This window comes from Arthrobacter ginsengisoli (assembly GCF_031456935.1).
GTDB lineage: Bacteria > Actinomycetota > Actinomycetes > Actinomycetales > Micrococcaceae > Arthrobacter > Arthrobacter ginsengisoli.
The window spans coordinates 16,993-37,368 of the sequence record NZ_JAVDVQ010000022.1; the positions used below are offsets into that span (position 1 = coordinate 16,993).

Annotated in this window: 22 protein-coding genes and 1 tRNA gene; 7 read left to right on the forward strand and 16 right to left on the reverse strand. The window is 67.3% G+C overall.

Going from position 1 to position 20,376, the window contains the following annotated elements:
• Positions 1-40 precede the first annotated feature (40 nt).
• The 8 genes from rplJ to J2X01_RS18140 all read right to left on the reverse strand — a co-directional run bounded on the left by rplJ (position 41) and on the right by J2X01_RS18140 (position 6,155).
• Positions 41-625 carry a 50S ribosomal protein L10 gene (gene rplJ, locus J2X01_RS18105; RefSeq protein ID WP_310060656.1) on the reverse strand — a complete coding sequence of 195 codons (585 nt, stop codon included), beginning with the start codon at positions 623-625 and terminating at the stop codon, positions 41-43.
• Positions 626-935: 310 nt separating this feature from the next.
• Positions 936-2,045: a GNAT family N-acetyltransferase gene (locus J2X01_RS18110; protein WP_310060658.1), complete on the reverse strand. Its 1,110-nt coding sequence runs from the start codon at positions 2,043-2,045 to the stop codon at positions 936-938.
• 93 nt (positions 2,046-2,138) lie between these two features.
• On the reverse strand, positions 2,139-3,251 hold the full coding sequence (locus J2X01_RS18115) for a GNAT family N-acetyltransferase (RefSeq protein ID WP_310060660.1): 1,113 nt from the start codon (positions 3,249-3,251) through the stop codon (positions 2,139-2,141).
• An 82-nt stretch (positions 3,252-3,333) separates the two neighbouring features.
• Positions 3,334-4,041, reverse strand: a complete 708-nt coding sequence (gene rplA, locus J2X01_RS18120) for a 50S ribosomal protein L1 (RefSeq protein ID WP_310060664.1) — start codon at positions 4,039-4,041, stop codon at positions 3,334-3,336.
• Between the two features lie 139 nt (positions 4,042-4,180).
• On the reverse strand, positions 4,181-4,612 hold the full coding sequence (rplK, locus tag J2X01_RS18125) for a 50S ribosomal protein L11 (RefSeq protein WP_255768063.1): 432 nt from the start codon (positions 4,610-4,612) through the stop codon (positions 4,181-4,183).
• Positions 4,613-4,741: 129 nt separating this feature from the next.
• The gene (nusG, locus tag J2X01_RS18130) at positions 4,742-5,605 is read right to left on the reverse strand and encodes a transcription termination/antitermination protein NusG (protein ID WP_310060668.1); all 864 of its coding nucleotides are present in this window, start codon (positions 5,603-5,605) and stop codon (positions 4,742-4,744) included.
• Positions 5,606-5,720: 115 nt separating this feature from the next.
• Positions 5,721-5,990: a preprotein translocase subunit SecE gene (gene secE / locus J2X01_RS18135; RefSeq protein ID WP_310060673.1), complete on the reverse strand. Its 270-nt coding sequence runs from the start codon at positions 5,988-5,990 to the stop codon at positions 5,721-5,723.
• Between the two features lie 92 nt (positions 5,991-6,082).
• Positions 6,083-6,155: transfer RNA gene (locus J2X01_RS18140), tRNA-Trp, on the reverse strand.
• Between the two features lie 222 nt (positions 6,156-6,377).
• Between J2X01_RS18140 and J2X01_RS18145 the strand changes: the two genes are divergently transcribed.
• On the forward strand, positions 6,378-7,595 hold the full coding sequence (locus J2X01_RS18145) for a pyridoxal phosphate-dependent aminotransferase (RefSeq protein WP_310060676.1): 1,218 nt from the start codon (positions 6,378-6,380) through the stop codon (positions 7,593-7,595).
• Positions 7,596-7,677: 82 nt separating this feature from the next.
• On the opposite strand, the gene J2X01_RS18150 is transcribed toward J2X01_RS18145, so the two are convergent.
• Entirely contained in the window at positions 7,678-8,352 is a 675-nt protein-coding gene (locus tag J2X01_RS18150; RefSeq protein ID WP_310060679.1) for a LuxR C-terminal-related transcriptional regulator, read from the reverse strand.
• Complete coding sequence (locus J2X01_RS18155; RefSeq protein ID WP_310060682.1) at positions 8,349-9,710, reverse strand: ATP-binding protein; 1,362 nt, start codon at positions 9,708-9,710, stop codon at positions 8,349-8,351. Before J2X01_RS18155 ends, J2X01_RS18150 begins: the two co-directional genes overlap by 4 nt.
• A 124-nt stretch (positions 9,711-9,834) precedes the next feature.
• On the opposite strand from J2X01_RS18155, the gene J2X01_RS18160 reads away from it, so the two are divergent.
• The 5 genes from J2X01_RS18160 to J2X01_RS18180 all read left to right on the forward strand — a co-directional run bounded on the left by J2X01_RS18160 (position 9,835) and on the right by J2X01_RS18180 (position 13,981).
• On the forward strand, positions 9,835-11,478 hold the full coding sequence (locus J2X01_RS18160; RefSeq protein ID WP_310060684.1) for a PspC domain-containing protein: 1,644 nt from the start codon (positions 9,835-9,837) through the stop codon (positions 11,476-11,478).
• Between the two features lies 1 nt (position 11,479).
• Positions 11,480-11,776, forward strand: a complete 297-nt coding sequence (locus J2X01_RS18165) for a hypothetical protein (protein WP_310060687.1) — start codon at positions 11,480-11,482, stop codon at positions 11,774-11,776.
• Positions 11,777-11,779: 3 nt separating this feature from the next.
• Positions 11,780-12,034, forward strand: coding sequence for a PspC domain-containing protein (locus J2X01_RS18170; protein WP_310060690.1), 255 nt, complete (start codon positions 11,780-11,782; stop codon positions 12,032-12,034).
• A gap of 157 nt (positions 12,035-12,191) precedes the next feature.
• Positions 12,192-13,217 (forward strand): 6-phosphofructokinase, encoded by a 1,026-nt coding sequence (locus tag J2X01_RS18175; RefSeq protein WP_310060693.1) that lies wholly within the window; start codon positions 12,192-12,194, stop codon positions 13,215-13,217.
• A gap of 53 nt (positions 13,218-13,270) precedes the next feature.
• The gene (locus J2X01_RS18180) at positions 13,271-13,981 is read left to right on the forward strand and encodes a GNAT family N-acetyltransferase (protein WP_310060696.1); all 711 of its coding nucleotides are present in this window, start codon (positions 13,271-13,273) and stop codon (positions 13,979-13,981) included.
• A 22-nt stretch (positions 13,982-14,003) separates the two neighbouring features.
• Here J2X01_RS18180 and J2X01_RS18185 read toward each other — a convergent pair whose 3' ends face one another.
• From J2X01_RS18185 to J2X01_RS18210, 6 genes are all read right to left on the reverse strand, one after another.
• A complete protein-coding gene (locus tag J2X01_RS18185) occupies positions 14,004-15,530 on the reverse strand; it encodes a DHA2 family efflux MFS transporter permease subunit (protein WP_310060698.1) in 1,527 nt (508 codons plus the stop codon).
• A 45-nt stretch (positions 15,531-15,575) separates the two neighbouring features.
• Positions 15,576-15,974: an ankyrin repeat domain-containing protein gene (locus J2X01_RS18190; RefSeq protein WP_310060700.1), complete on the reverse strand. Its 399-nt coding sequence runs from the start codon at positions 15,972-15,974 to the stop codon at positions 15,576-15,578.
• Positions 15,971-17,053 carry a CAF17-like 4Fe-4S cluster assembly/insertion protein YgfZ gene (gene ygfZ / locus J2X01_RS18195; RefSeq protein ID WP_310060702.1) on the reverse strand — a complete coding sequence of 361 codons (1,083 nt, stop codon included), beginning with the start codon at positions 17,051-17,053 and terminating at the stop codon, positions 15,971-15,973. The genes J2X01_RS18190 and ygfZ overlap by 4 nt, the downstream gene beginning before the upstream one ends.
• A gap of 22 nt (positions 17,054-17,075) precedes the next feature.
• A complete protein-coding gene (locus J2X01_RS18200) occupies positions 17,076-17,783 on the reverse strand; it encodes a flavodoxin family protein (protein WP_310060778.1) in 708 nt (235 codons plus the stop codon).
• A gap of 107 nt (positions 17,784-17,890) precedes the next feature.
• Complete coding sequence (locus tag J2X01_RS18205) at positions 17,891-18,505, reverse strand: nitrobindin family protein (protein WP_310060704.1); 615 nt, start codon at positions 18,503-18,505, stop codon at positions 17,891-17,893.
• 172 nt (positions 18,506-18,677) lie between these two features.
• Positions 18,678-19,412, reverse strand: a complete 735-nt coding sequence (locus tag J2X01_RS18210; protein ID WP_310060706.1) for a permease — start codon at positions 19,410-19,412, stop codon at positions 18,678-18,680.
• Positions 19,413-19,671: 259 nt separating this feature from the next.
• Between J2X01_RS18210 and J2X01_RS18215 the strand changes: the two genes are divergently transcribed.
• On the forward strand, positions 19,672-20,370 hold the full coding sequence (locus tag J2X01_RS18215; protein WP_310060708.1) for a winged helix-turn-helix transcriptional regulator: 699 nt from the start codon (positions 19,672-19,674) through the stop codon (positions 20,368-20,370).
• Positions 20,371-20,376 lie beyond the last annotated feature (6 nt).

The following is a 20,376-nucleotide window of genomic DNA, read 5'->3' on the forward strand; positions in this document are numbered from 1 at the left end:
GCCGGAGCCGTGCCTTCGCACCGGAGTCTGGTTTAGAGAGTTAGTTCTCTTCGGGGGCTGCGGCGTCGGCCGGAGCCTCAGCGGCGGCTTCAGCCGGAGCTTCTTCAGCGGCGGGTGCTTCGGCTTCAGCCGGGGCACCGTTCTCTTCTTCAAGCTTGAGGCGCAGCGCGTCGATGATGCGTACAGCAGCGGCAGCAGGAGCCTTGAGGATGCCTGCAACCTTGGCGAGCTGCAGCTCGCGGGACTCGAGTGCTGCCAGGGCAGCAACTTCGCTGGCGTTCAGTGCCTTGCCCTCGAAGTAACCGGTCTTGATAACCAGCTGCTTGTTGGTCTTGGCAAAATCCGTCAGGCTCTTGGCAGCGGCAACTGCGTCACCCTTGATGAACGCGATTGCAGTGGGGCCGGCGAGCTGACCGTCGAATGCTTCGACCCCAGCTTCCTTGGCTGCAATGGCGGTCAGGGTGTTCTTGACGACCGAGAACTTGGTGTCCTGGCCGAGAGAGACACGCAGCTGCTTGAGCTGTGCAACGGTGAGCCCGCGGTATTCGGTCAGGACAGCGGCGTTCGATTCCTTGAAATCGTTAGTGATCTCAGCTACTGCTGAAACCTTGCTAGGCGTTGCCATAACCCTCCTTCCGGGGATAGTGCCGGTGTTTCCCGGTCCCCGCTCAAAAGAGCTGCAAACTAAAAACGCCCCGCGCAGATGCACGGGGCTTGTCTCGACGCGGTCCATGACTGCGGAGCTTTGCTTCGTTCACCTGCGCCGGCCGCCCTATGTTCAGGGTCCTTCGTCTGGAGATCCACTGGCTCTCCCGGCGCGGCTGCAGAAGTGAGCCTTGCTTGGGAGAGTGGATTTCCAACAACCGACGGTCTTTGGTCCCCCCAGCTTACGCGAGGCGGGGCGGATGCTCCAAATCGGACGCCCGGCGGGCTGCTTAGCTGACGCTGGGGCCGAAGTCCGGGAGTTCCTTCTGCCAGATGCCCGTCACGCCGGCCGTGGTGAATCCAAGCTGCTGGTTGACGGTGAGCAGGTACCGGTTTTCCGGGGCGTTCCAGGTGTACAGGACGCGGGCGTCCGGGAACTGCTCCGAGAGCCGCTCCATGTTCGAGACTTTGATCAGCAGGCCCAGCTTGTTGCCGCGGTGGTCCCGGAGCACCATGGTGTCGTCCTGGAACACGACGTCGGGGCGCAGCGCGAGGACGCTGATGGTGGTCAGCCCCACGAGCTCGCCGCTGGCAATGTGCTCGACGGCGGTGACCACGGTCCGGCGCCCCTGCGCGATCGCGGCGTCCTCGGCCTCCCGGAGGATGCGGCCGTCGAAGACCATGCCCGTGTCGTCTACGCCGGGCACACCGTCCTCGCCGGCGCTGTTCTCCAGCACCGCGACGGCTTCGAGCCACTGCTCCGGGCACCGGTCCGTCCAGTGGTGCAGGCGGTAACGGCCGGCGTTGGCTTCCTCGGCCTCGGTTTCCAGCGCCTCGACAAGCACACTGTCCAGCGGCAGCCTGCAGGCACTGAATTGCTCGATGTGCTGCAGCGTGTAGCCGCTGTGCCGGGCGAACTCCACATCCCGGCTGTTCAACGGGACGAAGCCGAGACCCGTCCCGGGTACCAGTTGGCCTGCCTCGCTGTCACCCAGGGACGCGCTCGGATGGTTCGTGTCGATCAGGATGGTGTGGCGGCCCTCGTCGCGGGCGAAGTGCTCCGCGGCTTCGAGCAGTTGCCGGCCCACGCCCTGGCCCTGGAACTCCGGCAGGATGTCGAGGGCGAATTCGGCCAGGTCCAGGTTGTCCGACAGCGGCAGGGCAATGTCAACGGTCCCGACGATCTCGCCGCCGACCTTGGCTACCAGGATGACCTGGCGCTCGTACGGGTCCGCCATTTCCAGCAGCTTCTCCCCTGGCGCATAGGCGAGATCGTCGCTCCCCCAGGTCTGCATCCTGACCTTCCGGCCCACCTCGACGGCGGCGATGAAGTCGGCGGCGTCCTGCCCGTCCAGCGAATCAGGGATCCACAGCTGTTCAATCCGTACGTCGTTTGCCATTACGGGCATCATCCCCAGCTGTTCTGCCATCTAACGGGTACCGGAAACCCGGCAGCCGCCGGACTCTTCATCGCCAGCATATGCCGGTTTCGGTCACCGTTCCATGGGCGCCCCGGTGACCACGCGCTGCCATTCACCGTCCCAGCCGGCGGGCTGGAAGCCGAGGGCGATATTGATGGCGAGCATGTGCTCGTTTTCCGCCGCGTTGTAGGTGATGACGCGTTCCACCGCCGGGTACTCCGCCAGCAACCGGCGGAGGTTGATGATCTTGACCAGCATGCCCAGACGGTGCCCGCGGTGGTCCGCAGCGACGAGGGTGTCGTCCTGGTCGGCCAGCCACGGTTTCGCCGGGGTGAGCTGCAGTACGGAATAGGCGGCCAGGTCCCCGCTGTGCCGGTGCCTCGCCACCGCCACAAGCGACACGAGGCCGGCCCGCTGCCAGGTGTCCTCCACGTGCCGGACCCGCGCCACGTCCCACCGCTCGGCGTCGACGCTCAACTCCCCGGTCGGTACATCCGTGCTCATCCGGGACATCAGGAGCGCGAATTGTTCCGCGTACTCGTCCGGGCAGCTGCCCGTCCAGGACAGCAGTTCATATACCTGCCCCGCCTTCGCCCGGGCCTCCCGTTCCAGGGCGTCCCAGCCGGCGGCATGTGCCGGCAGGTCCAGGGCGCTGAACCGCTCGACCTGTTCCAGGCGGTAGCCGGCGTGCCGGGCAAACCGGACACCCGGCGCTCCAGCGGGAAGCGCCCCGGCTCCGGTGGCCGGCCTGACCGTGTCCGGTGAGCCGGCGTCGAAATCGGCCGGGTGTTCGGTGAAGCTCTGCAGAATGGTGCGGCCCTCGGCAGCGGCAAGTTCCTCGGCGTGCCGCAGCAGCGCGGAGCCGATGCCCCGGCCGGTGAACTCCCCAAGCACCTCGACGTGGAGGAGGGCGCTGCCAAGGTTCTCCTGGAGTTCGCAGCGCACCCACGAGCGCGCCACCATCCGGCCACCCTGGCGGACGAAGAAGAGGCGGATCTGCCGGTACCGGTTGTCGCACCAGAACTGAAGCCGGGCGTCGGCCGGCGTCGCCCGGTCAAGGTTCCCCCACGCGGCCAGGCTCATGGCGTCGCACAATTCCCCGAATTCCAGGAAATCGGCGGCGGCCGGGGAATCGAGGGCGTCGGGAACCACGAGGCGTTCTATCCGGTACGTCGCGGCAGTCACCGGGCCAGCCTAACCGGCCCCCGGAATGCGGAAAAGACCGCCCCGCAGAAGCGGGACGGTCTTTTCTCGGAGCCGGTGAGGATTAGACCTCGGTCAGGACCTTGGTGACGTTGGGGTCAACCGAGATGCCCGGGCCGAACGTCGTGGCGACGGTGGCCTTCTGGATGTAGCGGCCCTTGGAAGCGGACGGCTTGAGGCGGAGGACCTCTTCCAGAGCGGCTGCGTAGTTCTCGGCCAGCTTCAGGGCATCGAAGGACACCTTGCCGATGATGAAGTGCAGGTTCGAGTGCTTGTCGACGCGGAAGTCGATCTTGCCGCCCTTGATGTCGTTGACGGCCTTGGCGACGTCAGCGGTCACGGTGCCGGTCTTCGGGTTCGGCATCAGGTTACGCGGACCCAGAACCTTACCGAGGCGGCCAACCTTGCCCATGAGGTCAGGGGTGGCGACGGCGGCGTCGAAGTCGGTCCAGCCGGCGGAGATCTTTTCGATCAGGTCATCGGAACCAACGAAGTCGGCGCCGGCTGCGATTGCTGCGTCGGCCTTGTCGCCCGTTGCGAAAACGAGGACGCGGGCGGTCTTACCGGTGCCGTGCGGCAGGATAACGGTGCCGCGGACCATCTGGTCAGCCTTACGCGGGTCTACACCCAGGCGGAAAGCAACCTCAACGGTGGCGTCGAACTTGGACGGGTTGGTGTCCTTGGCCAGCGTCACTGCCTCGAACGGCGCGTAGAACTTCTCCGCGTCGATCTTGGCTGCGGCTGCCTCATATGCTTTGCTGCGCTTTGCCATGCTGCTTATTCTCCTTGTGCAGTTGTGGTCTGCGGACCGCGCTGGGCCCTGCCACAGTCAGGTTCCGGACGGTTCATCCGTACCGGAATTCCAACATTTCAATGATTAAGTGGTGCCGGTTTCCCGGCGGGGAAGGCTATTAGCCTTCGACGGTGATACCCATGGAACGGGCGGTGCCGGCGATGATCTTCGCGGCGCCTTCCAGGCTCGTGGCGTTGAGGTCTTCCATCTTGGTGGTGGCGATCTCGTTGACCTGGGCCTGGGTCAGCTTGGCAACCTTGACGGTGTGCGGGGTAGACGAACCCTTGGCAACACCGGCAGCCTTCTTGATGAGCTCTGCAGCCGGCGGGGTCTTGGTGATGAACGTGAAAGACCGGTCCTCGTAGACCGTGATTTCAACAGGAATAACGTTGCCGCGCTGGGCTTCCGTCGCAGCGTTGTACGCCTTGCAGAATTCCATGATGTTGACACCGTGCTGGCCAAGCGCAGGACCGATCGGCGGGGCCGGGTTAGCGGCACCTGCCTGGATCTGCAGCTTGATGAGGCCGGTGACCTTCTTCTTGGGAGCCAATGTAGGGTCCTTCTCTCAATAATGTCCTGGGACACAGGAGCGTGCCTCAGGTTGGTGGCCGCCATGGCGAGGCGGCCGGCCGCCCCTGGCTGCTAAAGCGGGCAGTCCGGGGCGAATTCTGTGGGGTAACTAGATCTTGCTGACCTGGTTGAAGGCCAGGGTGACCGGGGTCTCGCGCTCGAAGATGGAGACCAGCACCACCAGGGTCTGGGAATCGATCTTGATCTCGGAGATCGTGGCCGGAAGGGTCTCGAACGGGCCTTCCTTGACGATGACCGATTCGCCGACCTCGAAGTCGACGTCGACCTGCGCGGCCGCGTGCTTGACCGGCTTGCCCTTCTCGGCCTGCTCTTCCTCGAAGACCGGGGCGAGCATGGAGAAGACCTCATCGAGGCGCAGCGGGACCGGGTTGTGGGCGTTGCCCACGAAGCCGGTGACGCCGGGGGTGTGGCGGACGGCGCCCCAGGAGGCATCCGTCAGGTCCATGCGGACCAGGACGTAGCCGGGGATGCGGACGCGGTTGATGACCTTGCGCTGAGCGTTCTTGATCTCAACGACTTCCTCCATCGGAACCTGGATTTCGAAGATGTAATCTTCCATGTCCAGGGTCTGGATGCGGGTTTCAAGGTTGGCCTTGACGCGGTTTTCGTAGCCGGCGTAGGAGTGGATGACATACCAGTCACCCTCCTGGCGGCGCAGCTTGGCCTTGAACTCATCGGCCGGATCAACCTCGGCGGCGGCAGCGGCAGCCGCCAGCGCGTCGCCGGACTCGCCGTCGGTTGCTTCTTCGCCAGCGTCGGCGTTCTCGTCGGTGTCCGCCTCGGCGGACTCGCCAGCGGCGGCGTCCCCGGCTTCCGCCGTGTCAGCAGCCTCGTCGGCGACGTCGGATTCGGGCGCAGCAGACGCAGCCTCGGACTCTTCCCCGGCTTCCACCGCGGCGTCCTGGCTCTTATCCAGCTCAGTCTCAGTTACCTCGAGCTCCTGCTCAGACACTTGGTCTCCTGCTTCCTCATTGCCTAACATGCCTATTTAAATGACTCAATTCCGCACACCCCGCGGAACCTCCGGTGTCCCGGTGGTAATCCACGCAGTCTGCGGACCGGTCGCCTTAGCGGTCCGTTGGTCCCTGGCCGCCGAAGACCCAGGCCACTGCGGTCCCGAAGGCCAGATCCAGCACGGTGACGAGGAGCATCATGATGACCACGAACACCAGTACCACGACCGTGTAATTGATCAGTTCCTTGCGGGTCGGTGCGACGACCTTCTTCAGCTCGCCGATGACCTGGCGGACGAAGAGTGCAATTCGAGCGAAGAGGCCTGCCTTGGGGGCATTCTTGGCGGGGCGGCCACTGGAGCTGCTTGCAGCCGTTTCGGTCACCTGGTCCTCACTTATCCTCGCAAAGTCGGATACCCGGCTCTGAACTGAACCATGGTTGCTGCGCTCGTCCCGGAGAAACCGGAACAGCTGCGCAGGGCAGACAGGACTCGAACCTGCAACCTGCGGTTTTGGAGACCGCTGCGCTACCAATTGCGCCACTACCCTATGGATCGAAAATCCGCTCCGGCCCGGTTCCCCAGATTTCCCTGAGGCGCAGACCATCATCGTGTTTTCAACACCGGAGAACCAGTCTACGCAACAACTGCGCCTACGTCGAACCGGCACTCACGGACCCCCGTCATACCGGACGATCCGGTGAACAGCATAGAGTAGATCCCGTCGAATCCCACAAACAGCCACCCGCTGCAAGCGAAGAATGGACCCGCGATGCCTGCCGCCCGCATTTCACAGCGAATTTCCGCCATAGCCGAATCCGCCACGTTGGCAGTTGATGCCAAGGCGAAGGCGTTGAAGGCGGCCGGCCGCCCGGTCATCGGCTTCGGCGCCGGCGAGCCGGACTTCCCGACCCCCGATTACATTGTGCAGGCAGCCATCGAAGCCGCCGGCCAGCCCAAGTTCCACCGCTACTCCCCCGCCGGCGGCCTGCCGGAGCTGAAGCAGGCCATTGCGGCCAAGACGTTCCGCGATTCCGGCTACCGGGCCGAGGCATCCCAGGTGCTCGTCACCAACGGCGGCAAGCAGGCCGTGTACAACACCTTCGCCACGCTGCTCGATCCCGGCGACGAGGTCATCGTCCCCACGCCGTTCTGGACCACCTACCCGGAGGCCATCCGGCTCGCGGGCGGCGTGCCGGTCGAGGTCTTCGCCGGTCCGGAGCAGGAATACCTGGTCACCGTGGAGCAGCTTGAGAGTGCCCTCACGGACCGCAGCAAGATCCTGCTGTTCGTTTCCCCGTCCAACCCCACCGGTGCCGTGTACTCGCCGGAACAGGTCAGGGAGATCGGCCAGTGGGCCGCGTCGAAGGGCCTGTGGGTGGTCACCGATGAGATCTACGAGCACCTGACGTACGACGGTGTGCCCTTCACCTCGATCGCGACCGCCGTCCCGGAGCTGGGCGACAAAGTTGTGATCCTCAACGGCGTTGCGAAAACCTATGCCATGACCGGCTGGCGGGTCGGCTGGATGATCGGCCCGGCCGACGTTATCAAGGCCGCCACCAACCTGCAGTCGCACGCCACGTCGAACGTGTCCAACATCCCGCAGATGGCTGCCCTCGCCGCCGTGTCCGGTCCGCTGACCGCCGTCGACAAGATGAAGCTCGCGTTCGACCGGCGCCGCAAAGCCATCGTGGCCGGACTGAACGCCATCGAGGGCGTTGAATGCCCGACGCCGAAGGGCGCCTTCTACGTCTACGCGGACGTCCGCGCCCTGCTGGGCAAGGAGTTCCCGTCCGCGAACGGGCCCGTCCGGCCCTCGACGTCGGCGGAGCTGGCCACGCTGATCCTGGACGAGGTCGAAGTGGCGGTGGTTCCGGGCGAGGCGTTCGGCCCCTCCGGTTACCTGCGCCTCTCCTACGCCCTCGGCGACGAGGACCTGGCGACCGGCGTCGCCCGCCTGCAGGACTTCCTCGGCAAGGCCCAGTAGGACGCCCGCAACCCCCGTTGCGCTATCACTTACGGTCCTTATTCCAGCGCGATAAGGACCCTAAGTGGTAGCGCATCCGTGGCTAGAGGAGGCGGCGTTCGGCGGCCCAGCGGGTGAGTTCGTGCCTGCTCGAGAGCTGGAGCTTGCGCAGCACGGCCGAGACGTGGGTCTCCACCGTCTTGATCGAGATGAACAGTTCCTTGGCGACTTCCTTGTAGCTGTAACCGCGGGCGATCAGCCGCATCACCTCGAGCTCGCGCGCGGACAGCCGGTCCAGTTCGTCGTCGGCGATGTCGGACGGGGCGGTTCCGAAGGCATCCAGCACAAAGCCCGCCAGCCGGGGCGAGAAGACCGCGTCGCCGCCCGCGACGCGACGGACGGCGTCGGAGATTTCCGCTCCGGAGATGGTCTTGGTGACGTAGCCGCGGGCCCCGGCCCGGATCACCGAAACGACATCCTCGGCCGCGTCCGAGACGCTCAGGGCGAGGAACCTGGTGCTGCCCAGCAGGGGCGCCGAGCCCGCCAGCACTTCGCGGCCGCCGCCGCCGAGCCCGCCCGGCAGATGGACATCGAGGAGCACGACGTCGGGACGCACCGCGGCGATCACCGCCACGGCCGCTTCCACTGTCCCGGCCTCGCCGGCGACGATGATGTTCGGGTCCAGGTCGGCCTTCAGGCCGGAGCGGAAGATGGCGTGGTCATCCACGATCACGACCCGGATTTCCGGGGCCGGGCTCCCCGATTCGGTGCTGCTCACAGTCGTGCCTCTCCGTTGCTGTTATTGGCGGCGGCGCCGGCGGGTGCTGCCGCGGCCAGGGGCAGCCTCAGCCGCACCTCGGTGCCGTCTTCGCTGCTGGTAATGCTGGCGGTGCCGCCATGGCGGTTCATCCGGCCGATGATCGATTCGCGGACTCCGAGCCGGTCCGCGGGGACGGCGTCCGGGTCGAAGCCGGGGCCGCGGTCCTTCACGAAGACCTCCGCCGAGCCGTCGGTCACTTCCAGGTACACCGACACGGCGCCGCCGCCGTGCCGGGCCGCGTTAAGCATCGCCTCGCGGGCCGCCTGGACGAGGGCCTCGTGGCGTTCGGACATGGCGCAGTCGCCCACGCTGACCACCTCGACGACATGGCCCAGGGCGTCCTCCACTTCCGCCGCCGCGGCCTGGATGCCCTCGGACAGTTGCCCGGCTTCCTTGCCCGGGTCCCGGTACAGCCAGCCCCTCAGTTCGCGCTCCTGGGCGCGGGCAAGGCGGACGACGTCGGTCTCGCTGCCGGCGCGCCGCTGGATCAGGGCCAGGGTCTGCAGCACGGAATCGTGCAGGTGCGCCGCGATCTCGGCCCGCTCGGTGGCGCGGACACGGCCGGCCCGCTCCGCCTCCAGGTCCCGCCAGAACCTCAGCCCCCAGGGCAGGAGGACCAGGGCCACGCCGCCCAGCACCGCCACCGAGGCCAGCAGGGCAAGCCAGGTCTGCTCCCAGGACCCGGAGCCGGAGACCATGACCAGGACCCCGGCCACAACGAGCGCCAGCCCGGCCGCCAGACGGGCCCAGCCGCCGGCCTGGTCCGCCTTGGTCTTGTCCACGAGGCCGGCCCGGCGGGTGTCATCCAGTTGCATCCAGGCGATGGCCGCGCCGCCCAGGATGGCGGCGACCGGGATGAGGGTTCCGAGCGGAACATCCACGCCGAGCAGGCCGGCGATCAGGATACCGGCAGCCAGCAGCAGTCCCGCGCCGAGCAGAATCTCCTTGCCGTAGCGCATGCCGGTGACCCGGCTCCGCCAACTGTCGGCGGGAACCGCTGCGGCCGGCGCGGCTGCCGGGCCCGGACCGGCCCCGCCCGCGGCATCGGGTGCGGGTGCGGGTGCGCTGACTGCCGGGGCAATGGGCGACACCGGCTGGCGGGCAGTGCGTTTGGCGTTTTCGTCCGCGGTGGGCACCATAATCCAGAGCCAGGCATAGAACGCGACGCCGGCACCTCCGGCGAGCGCGGCCACCACCATGCCGATCCGGACCACCCGCACCGGCAAGCCCAGGTGCCGGGCGAGGCCGGCGCAGACGCCGGCAATCACCCGGTCGCTGCCGCGGACCAGCGGCGGACGGGACACGGCGGTTGTCATGAGTCAATCCAAGCACGGATCAGGGTTGCCCGGACCCGTTTCCAGCCCTAACCGGGGGTGACTCAGGGACAGTTCAGGGTGTTCCCCAGTAGAGCGGATCGGCGCCGGACGGGAGGATCGAAGTATGAATCCGCACACGCCGAACCACGATGAGGACCACGAGCCCGCAGGCCGCACTGCCGGGCAGTCCGCAGCCAAACCGGCCGACCACGCCGCTGATCAGTCCGCAGCCCAACCGGCCGACCACGCCGCTGATCAGTCCACCGACACCGCCGGCAGCTCCACGGCCGACCACCGGCCCGCGGCGGATACATCCGCCACCCTTCCGCTGGACTTTCCGGCCGGGCCCACCGGCCCGGGAATGCTTCCGCCCCCGCCGCCGTCCTCCGGCTCCGGCCCGACGCCCCCGCCCTACTACGGCCCGCCGGCCCCGCCGGCAGCAAGCCAGCCGCAGAATTTCTTCGACTGGATCCGCAGCCAGGGCATCCACCGTGGCCGCGAGCGCTGGGTCGGCGGTGTCGCCAGCGGCATCGCCGGGCGCTTCGGCGTCGACCCGCTGATTGTCCGCGGCATCCTGATCGTCCTGACAGTGTTCGCCGGCGTCGGGGTCCTGCTCTACGGCGTCGCCTGGGCCCTCCTGCCCGAACCCGACGGCCGCATCCACGTCCAGGAGGCCGCCGCCGGCCGCTGGTCGTCCGGCATGACCGGTGCCCTGATCACCACGGTCATCGGCTTCCCGAGCCTGGGCACCGGCGTGTGGGGCTGGGACCGCTACGGCTTCGGCCCCTTCATCTGGACCGTCCTCTGGGTAGGTGGCCTCATCTACCTCGTCTACTTCCTGACACAGCGCAACAAGCCCCGGATCGGAGCCACGCCCATGTCCTCGACGCCCCAGCCCGCCGGCCCGGCGGGCCCCGCCTACCCGGCAACAGCGTCAACAGCCTCGTCCACGCCGTCAGCCGCGTCGGCGCCCTTCGCCGCCACCGGCTACGGCGCGTCCGAGACGCTGCCCCACTACGGCGGGTCAACCGTGCCCGGCCCGGCCTGGGGCGCACCGCCGCCCTCGGGCCCCGGCTTTCCCCCCGGCGGCGGCTACCAGCCGGGGCCGGGCGGCGGACCCGTCCCGCCGGCCAAGGCCCGGAACTTCGGCCCCGGTGCCCCCGCCGTCGCCGTCACGGCCGGCCTCGCCCTGCTCGTGGGCGGCGGCCTCAAAGCCCTCGACGTCGCAAATGTGATCGACCTCGGCACCTCCAGCAACGCCATCGTCTGGGCCAGCGCCGCTGCGGTCCTCGGTCTTGGCATCCTCATCGCCGGCCTCCGGGGCCGCACCTCGGGCATCCTCGGGTTCTTTGCCGTCGTCGCCCTGATCGCCGGCGGCATCTCCAGCGTGATCCCCAACGGCGACCGTTTCCGGCCGCAGAACGCCGACTGGTCCCCGGTGAGCATCGAACAGGCGCTGGGCGGCTTCGACACCACCGCCGGAAACGGGACGGTTGACCTGACGAGGCTCGCACTCAACCCGCCGCTGCGGACCGATCTTGTGGTCCCCATCGACGCCACGGCGAGCAACCTCACGGTGGTCATTCCGGATACCGTTCCGGTGGAGGTCCGCGCCGACATGACAATGGGCAACCTCAATGAGGGCGGCCAGAACCACGGCGGCATGACCACCCAGCAAAGCCACTACAACACCGGCAAGCCGGGGGCCACCCTGATCGTGAAGATCAACGGCACCTTCAGCAACGTCACCATCAAGGAAGGGAACTGACATGAGCAGCTATGACGCACCGACCGGCCGCGCGGAAGACAGCAGCCCGGCCACTCCCCCGCCGACCGCGGTCCCCGAGCCGTTTGAGGACTCCCCGGCACGCGTGGGCACGATCGTCTGGGGGCTGGTCGTGGTGGCCCTCGCCGCGCTCCTCATCGTCTCCCAGCTCGGCATCGTGGCGCTGAACGGCACCTACGTGCTGATCGGCCTGATGATTGGCGCCGGCGCGGCGCTCGTGATCGGCGGGCTGCTCTCGGCCCGGGGGCGTGACAAAGAAGCCCCGACAAGGAAGGCTTGAGCCATGGAAAAGTTCTTCAGCACCGTCAGGGGCCTTGGCCTGAAACGTGGTCCGCAGCGCTGGTTGGGCGGTGTCTGCGGCGGGATCGCCGCCAAGCTGAACGTGGATGTGGCGTTCGTCCGGATCGCGTTCCTGCTCTTCGCACTGCTTCCCGGACCCGCCTTCGTGTTCTACCTCACGGCCTGGCTGCTCCTCCCGGACCAGCGGAACGCCATCATCCTCGAGTCCTTCCTGGCGAAGCGCTCGATCCGGCCCTGAAACCCCTCCCGCCAGCAACGGAAGTGCCCCCGCCCCCGGCAGGGGCACTTCCTGCTGTAACCTTTTGTGTCCTGCCCCACAGGCGCCATTAGACTCTAGGTGAGCTCAGCGTGGCGCTCTGCCTGTAACCACTTCGAGCCAGGATTTGAGCCGAGACATGAAAATTGGAATCCTCACCAGCGGCGGCGACTGCCCCGGTCTGAACGCCGTCATCCGCGGCGTCGTCCTGAAGGGCATCGCCGTCCACGGCCACGAATTCGTGGGATTCCTCGATGGCTGGCGTGGCGTCGTCGAGGGCGACATCATCGAGCTCCCCCGCACCATGGTCCGCGGCATCGCCAAGCAGGGCGGCACCATTCTGGGCACCTCGCGCACCAACCCGTTCGAAAACAACGGCGGCCCCGAGGTCATCAAGGCCAACATGGACCGGCTCGGCATCGATGCCCTGATCGCCATCGGTGGCGAAGGCACCCTGGCCGCGGCGAAGCGGCTCACCGACGCCGGACTGAAAATCGTCGGCGTCCCCAAGACAGTCGACAACGACCTTGACGCGACCGACTACACCTTCGGCTTCGACACCGCCGTCGAGATCGCCACCGAGGCGATCGACCGGCTGCGCACCACGGGAGAATCCCACCACCGCTGCATGATCGCCGAGGTGATGGGCCGCCACGTCGGCTGGATCGCCCTGCACGCCGGCATGGCCTCGGGCGCCCACGCCATCCTCATCCCGGAGCAGAAGGCCTCGATGGAGCAGATCGCCGAGTGGGTCCTCTCGGCCCGTGACCGTGGCCGCGCACCGCTCGTGGTGGTCGCGGAGGGCTTCGTGCCGGAGGGCCAGGAGACGCCGCACTCCGAACGCGGCCTGGACACCTTCGGCCGGCCGCGGCTGGGCGGGATTTCCGAAATGCTGGCCCCCGACCTGGAGGCCAGGACCGGCATCGAAACCCGGGCGACAGTGCTGGGCCACATCCAGCGCGGCGGGGTTCCCACCGCATTCGACCGTGTGCTGGCGACCCGCCTGGGCATGGCCGCCGTCGACTCAGTCGTCGAAGGACGCTGGGGCACCATGGTGTCCCTCAACGGCACCGACATCGTCCACGTCGGCTTCGACGCTGCGCTCGGCAACATCAAGGCCGTCCCGCAGCACCGCTATGACGAGGCCGCGGTCCTCTTCGGCTGATCCTCCTGATCCCTCCGCGCCGAGCCCGACACGCCGGTGGGTAGGCTGAAGTCATGACACTTGAGCCCGGTTCGATCGACATCATCCAGCTCGCGTGGGCCCGCCGCCTGGGGCTCGACGACGGCGCCTTCGCGGCTGCCGCGGGCGAACGCATCACGCGCGCCGATGAGGCGGCCCGGACCGTGCAGTTCGTCCGGCTGTTCGGCAATTCTGTCCTGGTGGGCCCGCAATGGGCGCTGGATGCCGCCGCCGGGCTGCCCGACGGCGAACTCGCCCAGCACGTCACCCTGCTCACCATCAGCCGGGACCATGGCGGCCACGGACTCGGCGCCGCCGCGCTGTTCTTCGCCGACGACCTGCCGTTGCAGCAGCCGGCCGAGGAGCTCACCGTCTCACACGGCAACCCGGAAGCGGTCGAACTGGAATCCCTGTGTCCGCCGGATGACGTGAACGAGGTAGGTCTTTCCGACCTCGAGCACCGTTTCACGATCATGCACGCGGAGGACGGCCGGCGGACCCCCGTGGCCTGCGGCGCCTACACCGAGTGGGAAGGGATCATGGCGCAGATGGGCGTGCTGGTCGCTCCGGAGTGGCGCCGCCGCGGGCTGGGCTCGCTGGCGGCCTCGATTGCGGCCCACGAGGCGCTCGCCTCCGGGCTGACGCTGCAGTGGCGCTCCGATGTCAGCAACAAGGGCTCGCTGGCCATCGCCCGGAGCCTGGGCTTCGCCGCCGGCGGCATCCAGACCAGTGTGCTGCTGGGCTGACCGGCAGCACCCCGGTCCCACCTCAGCGGGACGGCGCCGCGGCGTCCCTGGCACCGGCTGACGTGGACGGCACGGCGCCGGGTGTCCCCCAGCCCTGCACCGGCTGGGGCTTGGCGAAGAACAGCGCCACCGCCGCGCCGAGCAGGATGACAGCGGCGGGCAGCAGGATGGACTGGCCCATCGCCGTCGAGAATCCATCCTGCAGGGATTCGGACAGGGCGCCGCCAAACGACATCGGGCTTGCCTCCCCGGATCCGCCCGGGACGGCAGGGAGTTCCGCCACAAGCCGGGCCTGGATCAGGACCGCAATCGCCGCGCTGCCCAGGACGGCCCCGATCTGGCGCGTGGTGTTGTACACGCCGGCGCCGGCGCCGGCCAGCCGCGGCGGCAGGTTCCGCGTGGCGGTGGTACTCAGCGGCGCCCAGATGCCGGCGTTCGCGAACCCGAGCACGGCGCTCGGCAGCAGGAACAGCAGGATCGGCGTATCCGGGTGCATCAGGAACCCATTCCAGAACAGCGCCACGGACATCAGGAACAGGCCGGCGGCGGTGATGAACTTCGGGTTGACCCGGTCGATGATCTTGCCGACCACCGGCGCGAGTCCGCCGGAAATGAGCGCCATCGGCACCATCATCAGCGCGGACTGGGTGGGGGTCAGGCCGCGGACAACCTGGAAGTAGAAGATCAGCGGCAGGGTGAAGGCGGTGACCGTGAAGCCGACCGTGGTGATGCCGATGTTCGCGAGGGAGAAGTTGCGGTCCTTGAACAGGGACAGCGGCAGCAGGGGTTCGCCCTTGTTCACCTTTTGCCACAGGACAAACACCACCAGCACCGCGATCCCGGCGATGATGAGCCCCCACACCGTGATGGGGCCGGTGATGGTGCCCCAATTGTAGGTCTCGCCTTCCTGGATGCCGAACACCAGCAGGAACAGCCCGACGGCACTGAGCAGCACGCCGGGGATATCGAACTTGTGCGGGTGCGTGCTCAGCGTAGGCACGAAACGCAGCGCCAGGAAGAATCCGACGACGCCCACCGGGAGGTTGATGAAGAAGATCCACTCCCAGCCGAGGCCGTCGACCAGGACGCCGCCGAGGATCGGCCCGACCAGGGTGGCGACGCCCGCGGTGGCGCCCCAGATTCCCATCGCGGCCCCGCGCCGGTCCGGCGGGAAGATCCGGGTGATGACGGCCATGGTCTGGGGTGTCATCAGCGCGGCGCCGAGGCCCTGGAACACGCGGGCCAGGATCAGCGTCTCCACATCGCCGGAGAGACCACACCAGAGCGAGGCCAGCGTGAAGACGACCAGCCCGGTCAGGTAGAGCCTTTTCGGGCCGAACCGGTCGCCCAGCCGGCCGGTGATCAGCAGCGGGACCGCGTAGGCGAGCAGGTAAGCGCTGGTTACCCAGATCACCGAGTTGATGTCGGTGTTCAGGCCTTCCATGATGCTTGGGTTGGCCACCGACACGATGGTCGTGTCGACCAGGATCATAAAGAACCCGATCACGAGCGACCAGAGTGCCGGCCACGGCCTGGCGACGTTTTCCATGAGTTTCCTTACGGTAAAGGTCCAGCCGGGCACCTGGCGGACGAATCAGCCTAACAGGGCAAGAATGTCTTTCCGCTCGAACATCTCCGCGGCGGCCCGGGCGGATGGCGTGCCGGCGTCGGGGTCAGCGCCGGCGTCAACCAGTGCCTTCACCACCTCCGTGTAGCCCTTGAAAACGGCTCCGGCGAGCGGCGTCTGGCCGCGGTCGTTGGCGGTATTGGCATCCCCGCCGTGGGCCAGGATCAGCCGGACCGTGTCGGCGTGGCCGTGATAGGCAGCCAGCATCAGCAGGGAATCGCCGGCCGCGGTCATCATCGTCGCCGGGGCACCGGCGGACAGGTAGCGGCCGAGCAATGCATCGTTGCCTTCGCGGGCCGCATCGAAGAGGGCATGGGCCAGGGCGAGGGTCTCCTCGTCCGGGACGCCCGGGGTGTCGCCGCTCATCGGGTGCCCCGCAGGAAGCCGGTCTGGCGCCCGACGACCTGGCCGGCGTCGGGGGCGACGATGACCTCCTGCGCGGCGGTGTACGGCTCCTCGCCGTCAAGGACGGTCAGGACTTCCCCGGGCGGGACCGAGCGCTTCACCACCGCCAGGGCCACCGGCCCCATTTCGAAGTGCTGCGCCACCGAGGTCACGGTGCCGACCTTGCGGTCACCGGACCGGACCTCGCTGCCAACGGCGGGCATCGTGTGCTGCGAGCCGTCAAGCTGCAGGAACACCAGCCGGCGGGGCGGGTGGCCCAGGTTGTGGACCCGGGCCACGGTTTCCTGGCCCTTGTAGCAGCCCTTGTTCAGGTGCACGGCGGTGCGGAGCAGGTCCAGTTCGTGCGGGATGGTCTTGTCATCGGTTTCGGCGCCCCAGCGCGGACGCCACGCTGCGATCCGCAGCGCCTCGGCGGCCCAGATCCCGGCGAGGGGGCGGTCGCCGACGGTGGCTTCCAGCTCAGCGGCCGGGACAAGGTACTCGAACCAGGGCCGTTCCAGCCCGGGGTGGGTGTCCTCGCCCACGACCGCATAGGAATAGCCGCCGGCTCCGACGTGCGGCCAGGGGTCTTCCCAGACCAGCAGGCCGGACCATTCCGGCACCGGGCGGGTGGTTCCCAGCACGGCCCAGTCCGCCGAAACGTCGGCGATCTCCACGCGGAGCATGAACTTCATCTTGTTGAGCCACTCGGCCAGCGGCCCGGCCTCCGCGGCCTCCACGATCAGCCAGGTCGTCGCGCCGTCGTCGAGCACCCGTGCGTCGAATTCGATCCGGCCCTGCACACTCAGCAGCAGCAGTTCGCTGGACTGTCCGGGCGCCAGGTTGGTGAGCTGCTGTGAGGACAGGGTGTTGAGCCAGCTCAGCCGGTCCGGCCCGGCGACGGTCACGACGCCGCGGTGGGACAGGTCCACGACGGCGCTGCCGGCGGCCAGCGCCCGCTGTTCGCGCAGCGGTTCGCCGTAGTGGGAGGCGACGCCGGCGTCAGCGCCGCCGGCTTCGACGGCGCCGGGGCGCGCCAGCAGGGGGCTCTTGATAGTCATATGTAGTAGAAGTCCTTCAGGGTTAGCGGTATTCCGGATTTTCAAAGTCAAACCGGGTTCCGGCTTTCCAGGCGTCGGGCAGGTTGCCGTAGGCGGGAATGCCGCCTGCGTCCTTCAGCATCCGGGCCAGGTGCAGCAGGTTCCAGGTCATGAAGGTGGTGTTGCGGTTGGTGAAGTCGCTTTCCGGACCGCCGGAGCCTTCGTCAAGGTAGCTCGGGCCCGGCCCCACAGCGCCGATCCAGCCGGCGTCCGCCTGCGGCGGGATGGTGAAGCCGATGTGCTGGAGGCTGTACAGGACGTTCATGGCGCAATGCTTGATCCCGTCCTCATTGCCGGTGATCAGGCAGCCGCCCACCTTGGGGTAGAACGCCCACTGCCCCTTGCCGTTGAGTTCGCCGGAGTGCGCATAGAGGCGTTCGATCAGTTTCTTGGTCTGGGAGGAGTTGTCGCCCAGCCAGATCGGCCCGGCCACGACGACGATGTCGGCGTCCCGGACGGCCGGATAGAGCTCCGGCCATTCGTCGGTCCGCCAGCCGTGCTCGCGCATGTCCGGGTAGACGCCGCTGGCGATGTCGTGGTCCACCGTCCGGATGACCCGCGTGGTGACCCCGTGTTTCTCCATGATCCGGCGGCTGACCTCGATCAGTCCCTGCGTGTTGGAGGTCTCCGGGGACTTCTTGAGGGTGCCGTTGAAGTACACGGCCTTGAGATCGCTGAAATCGGCAGGCATGGCAGGTATGGCATTCACTGTGGTGCTCCCTGCGGTCGCTACGGACAACGGACAATCAGTGAGACCCCAAGACCAGGCTGCGGTTCGACGGCGCGGGGCGCCGCCGGTCAGTTGACCTTGTGAAGGATGGCGGAGGCGTGGGCCTCCAGGCCGCTGCCGCCGTCGGGACCCTTGCCGGTAGCCACGTCCCAGCGCCAGAGCAGGTTGCCGTCCACGAGTCCGAAGATCCTGGTGGCGGCCGTGTACTCCTTGGAGTGGCTGCCGCGCATCACCATGTCGGTGCTGAGCTGGATCTGCGGGCCCTTGATCTGGCCGTAGTACAGTTCCGAGATCCCGCCGGGGTGGGCGATCGAGACGGAGATGTCGAAGCCGCCGTCTTTGTTACGCAGGGCCTCGACCTCGTCGGCGCTTTTGAGCACGGGAACGATGTCAGCCGGGATCAGACCCGGGCCGCCGTCTTCTTCGCGCTGCTTGCGCTCCAGGGCCCAGAAACCGGTTTCGACGGTCAAAGGACGCAGCCGGGTGCCTTCGTCATCCGTCAGCCAGCTCTCGGCACGGTACTGCAGGTAGGGCAGACCGTTGTGCGTGAACGATACGTGCTGCAGGAAGTGCTCGGAATCCTCTTCCCCGGCCCCAAGCCTGCCCCGGCCCTCCCACTCACCAATGAGCCAGGACAGCGGAACAATTTCGGGTGTCAGGTCTGTCGGTATTTCAATCGGCACAGCTACCTCTGGAAAAGAAGACGGCTAATAGTTTCTGGCTGTTACTTCTGGCCTTTGAATAGGCGATAGACAACAAAGCCGGCGAACCACGCCATGGCCAGGCTGGCAACGCCGAGCAGAACAAGGAAGAAGATTTCAAATGCAAGTACGGACATGATGCCATCCTAGCGCGTTAGAAGATGAGTAGTTTGTCTATGAAGTAGGCCAGCGAACCGACGGCGGAAACCGGGCCCAGCCCTATTCCGAGGGCTGCCGCAAAGCTTAGCGATTCACCGCGGAGGATCACCAACCGGCGGAAACTCACCAGCACGGCTCCCACCACAACCCCGACAATTGCGGCCGGCAGCACCGCAATGTCGGAGAAGATGAAGCCCGCGAGCGGGCCTGCCAGCCCCGCCCCGACGACGCCGAGCGGAGCCACCACGCGGTCCGGCCAGCGGATCAGGCCCGCCAGCAGGGCGATCGCAGCGCTGATCGCCGCGACCAGGACCATCTCGCGCACGCCGTTGAAGCGGGAGCAGGCGATCCATCCGGCACCCAGGCAGGACAGCATGACGCCTGCACTGGAACCGAGCGTGGACTCCAGGCGCTGAGCCTGCCCCGTACCGCGGATCAGCTGCATCACGAAGATCGCCATCAGGCCGGCCGCCATGAACGATGGCGTCCAGTCCAGGAAACCCGGGGCCGGAAGGTAAGCGGCTGCCAGGGCGGCGCCAACACCGGGGAGGCCGATCAGGACGCCCAGGGTTTTCCGGGCGGGGATGCCCAGGAAATGCGGCCAGCCGATTCCGATGGCGGCGGCGGTCAGCACACCAACTACCAGGAGAGCCTCCGGCGAGGCGTAGGATGCGCCGACAACGGCGGCGAGTCCGGCCAGGCCGATGATGCCGATGACCCACGACTTCACTGTTCACCCGACATCTGTTTATCCGTCATCTGTCTTCCGGCCATCGTCGTACCTTCGCTCACTGCGGACCCCAATTCGACCTGATCTTTCGTCAGGGGACTGCGGCCCTCCCGACGGATCAATCCTGCCCTATGTGACCGTTGTGTGTCGCACGGGAAACGGCCACACGTGGCCGCATCATGTCCGGGAAGGGGCATTTGGGTATACTCGGAGTCAGCTACAGACGCCCAACGATGCGCTGACACCCCTTGGAGGAAACATGTCGCACATCCTGCTACTGACGAACAGCACCGGCTCCTCGGTGGACGTCCTGCCTGCTCTGGAATTACTGAACCACCGGGTCCATATTCTCCCGGCCGAGCCGACGGCGCTGCTGGAGACCGATCCCTGCGATATCGTCCTGCTCGACGCCCGCAAAGACCTCGTTGGCGCACGCTCCCTGACCCAACTGCTGAAGGCCACCGGCCTGAGCGCCCCCCTGATGCTGATCCTGACCGAGGGCGGCATGGCCGCCGTTTCCTCGGCGTGGGCCGTGGATGACATCCTGCTGGACACCGCCGGACCCGCCGAGGTCGAGGCCCGGATCCGGCTGGGCGTCGCCCGCGCCGCCACGGAGCAGGACGATGCCCCGACCGAGATCCGGGCCGCCGGCGTCGTCATCGACGAGGCCAGTTACACCGCCCGGGTCAACGGCGCGCCGCTGAACCTGACCTTCAAGGAATTTGAACTGCTCAAGTACCTGGCACAGCACCCCGGCCGGGTCTTCACCCGCCAGCAGCTGCTGACCGAGGTCTGGGGCTATGACTATTACGGCGGCACCCGCACGGTGGACGTTCACGTCCGGCGGCTGCGCGCCAAGCTCGGCGCCGACCACGAGAACCTGATCAGCACGGTCCGCAACGTGGGCTACCGGCTGACCCTGGTCCGGCATGCCGAGGAAGAACTCACCGAAGCCTGACCGAGA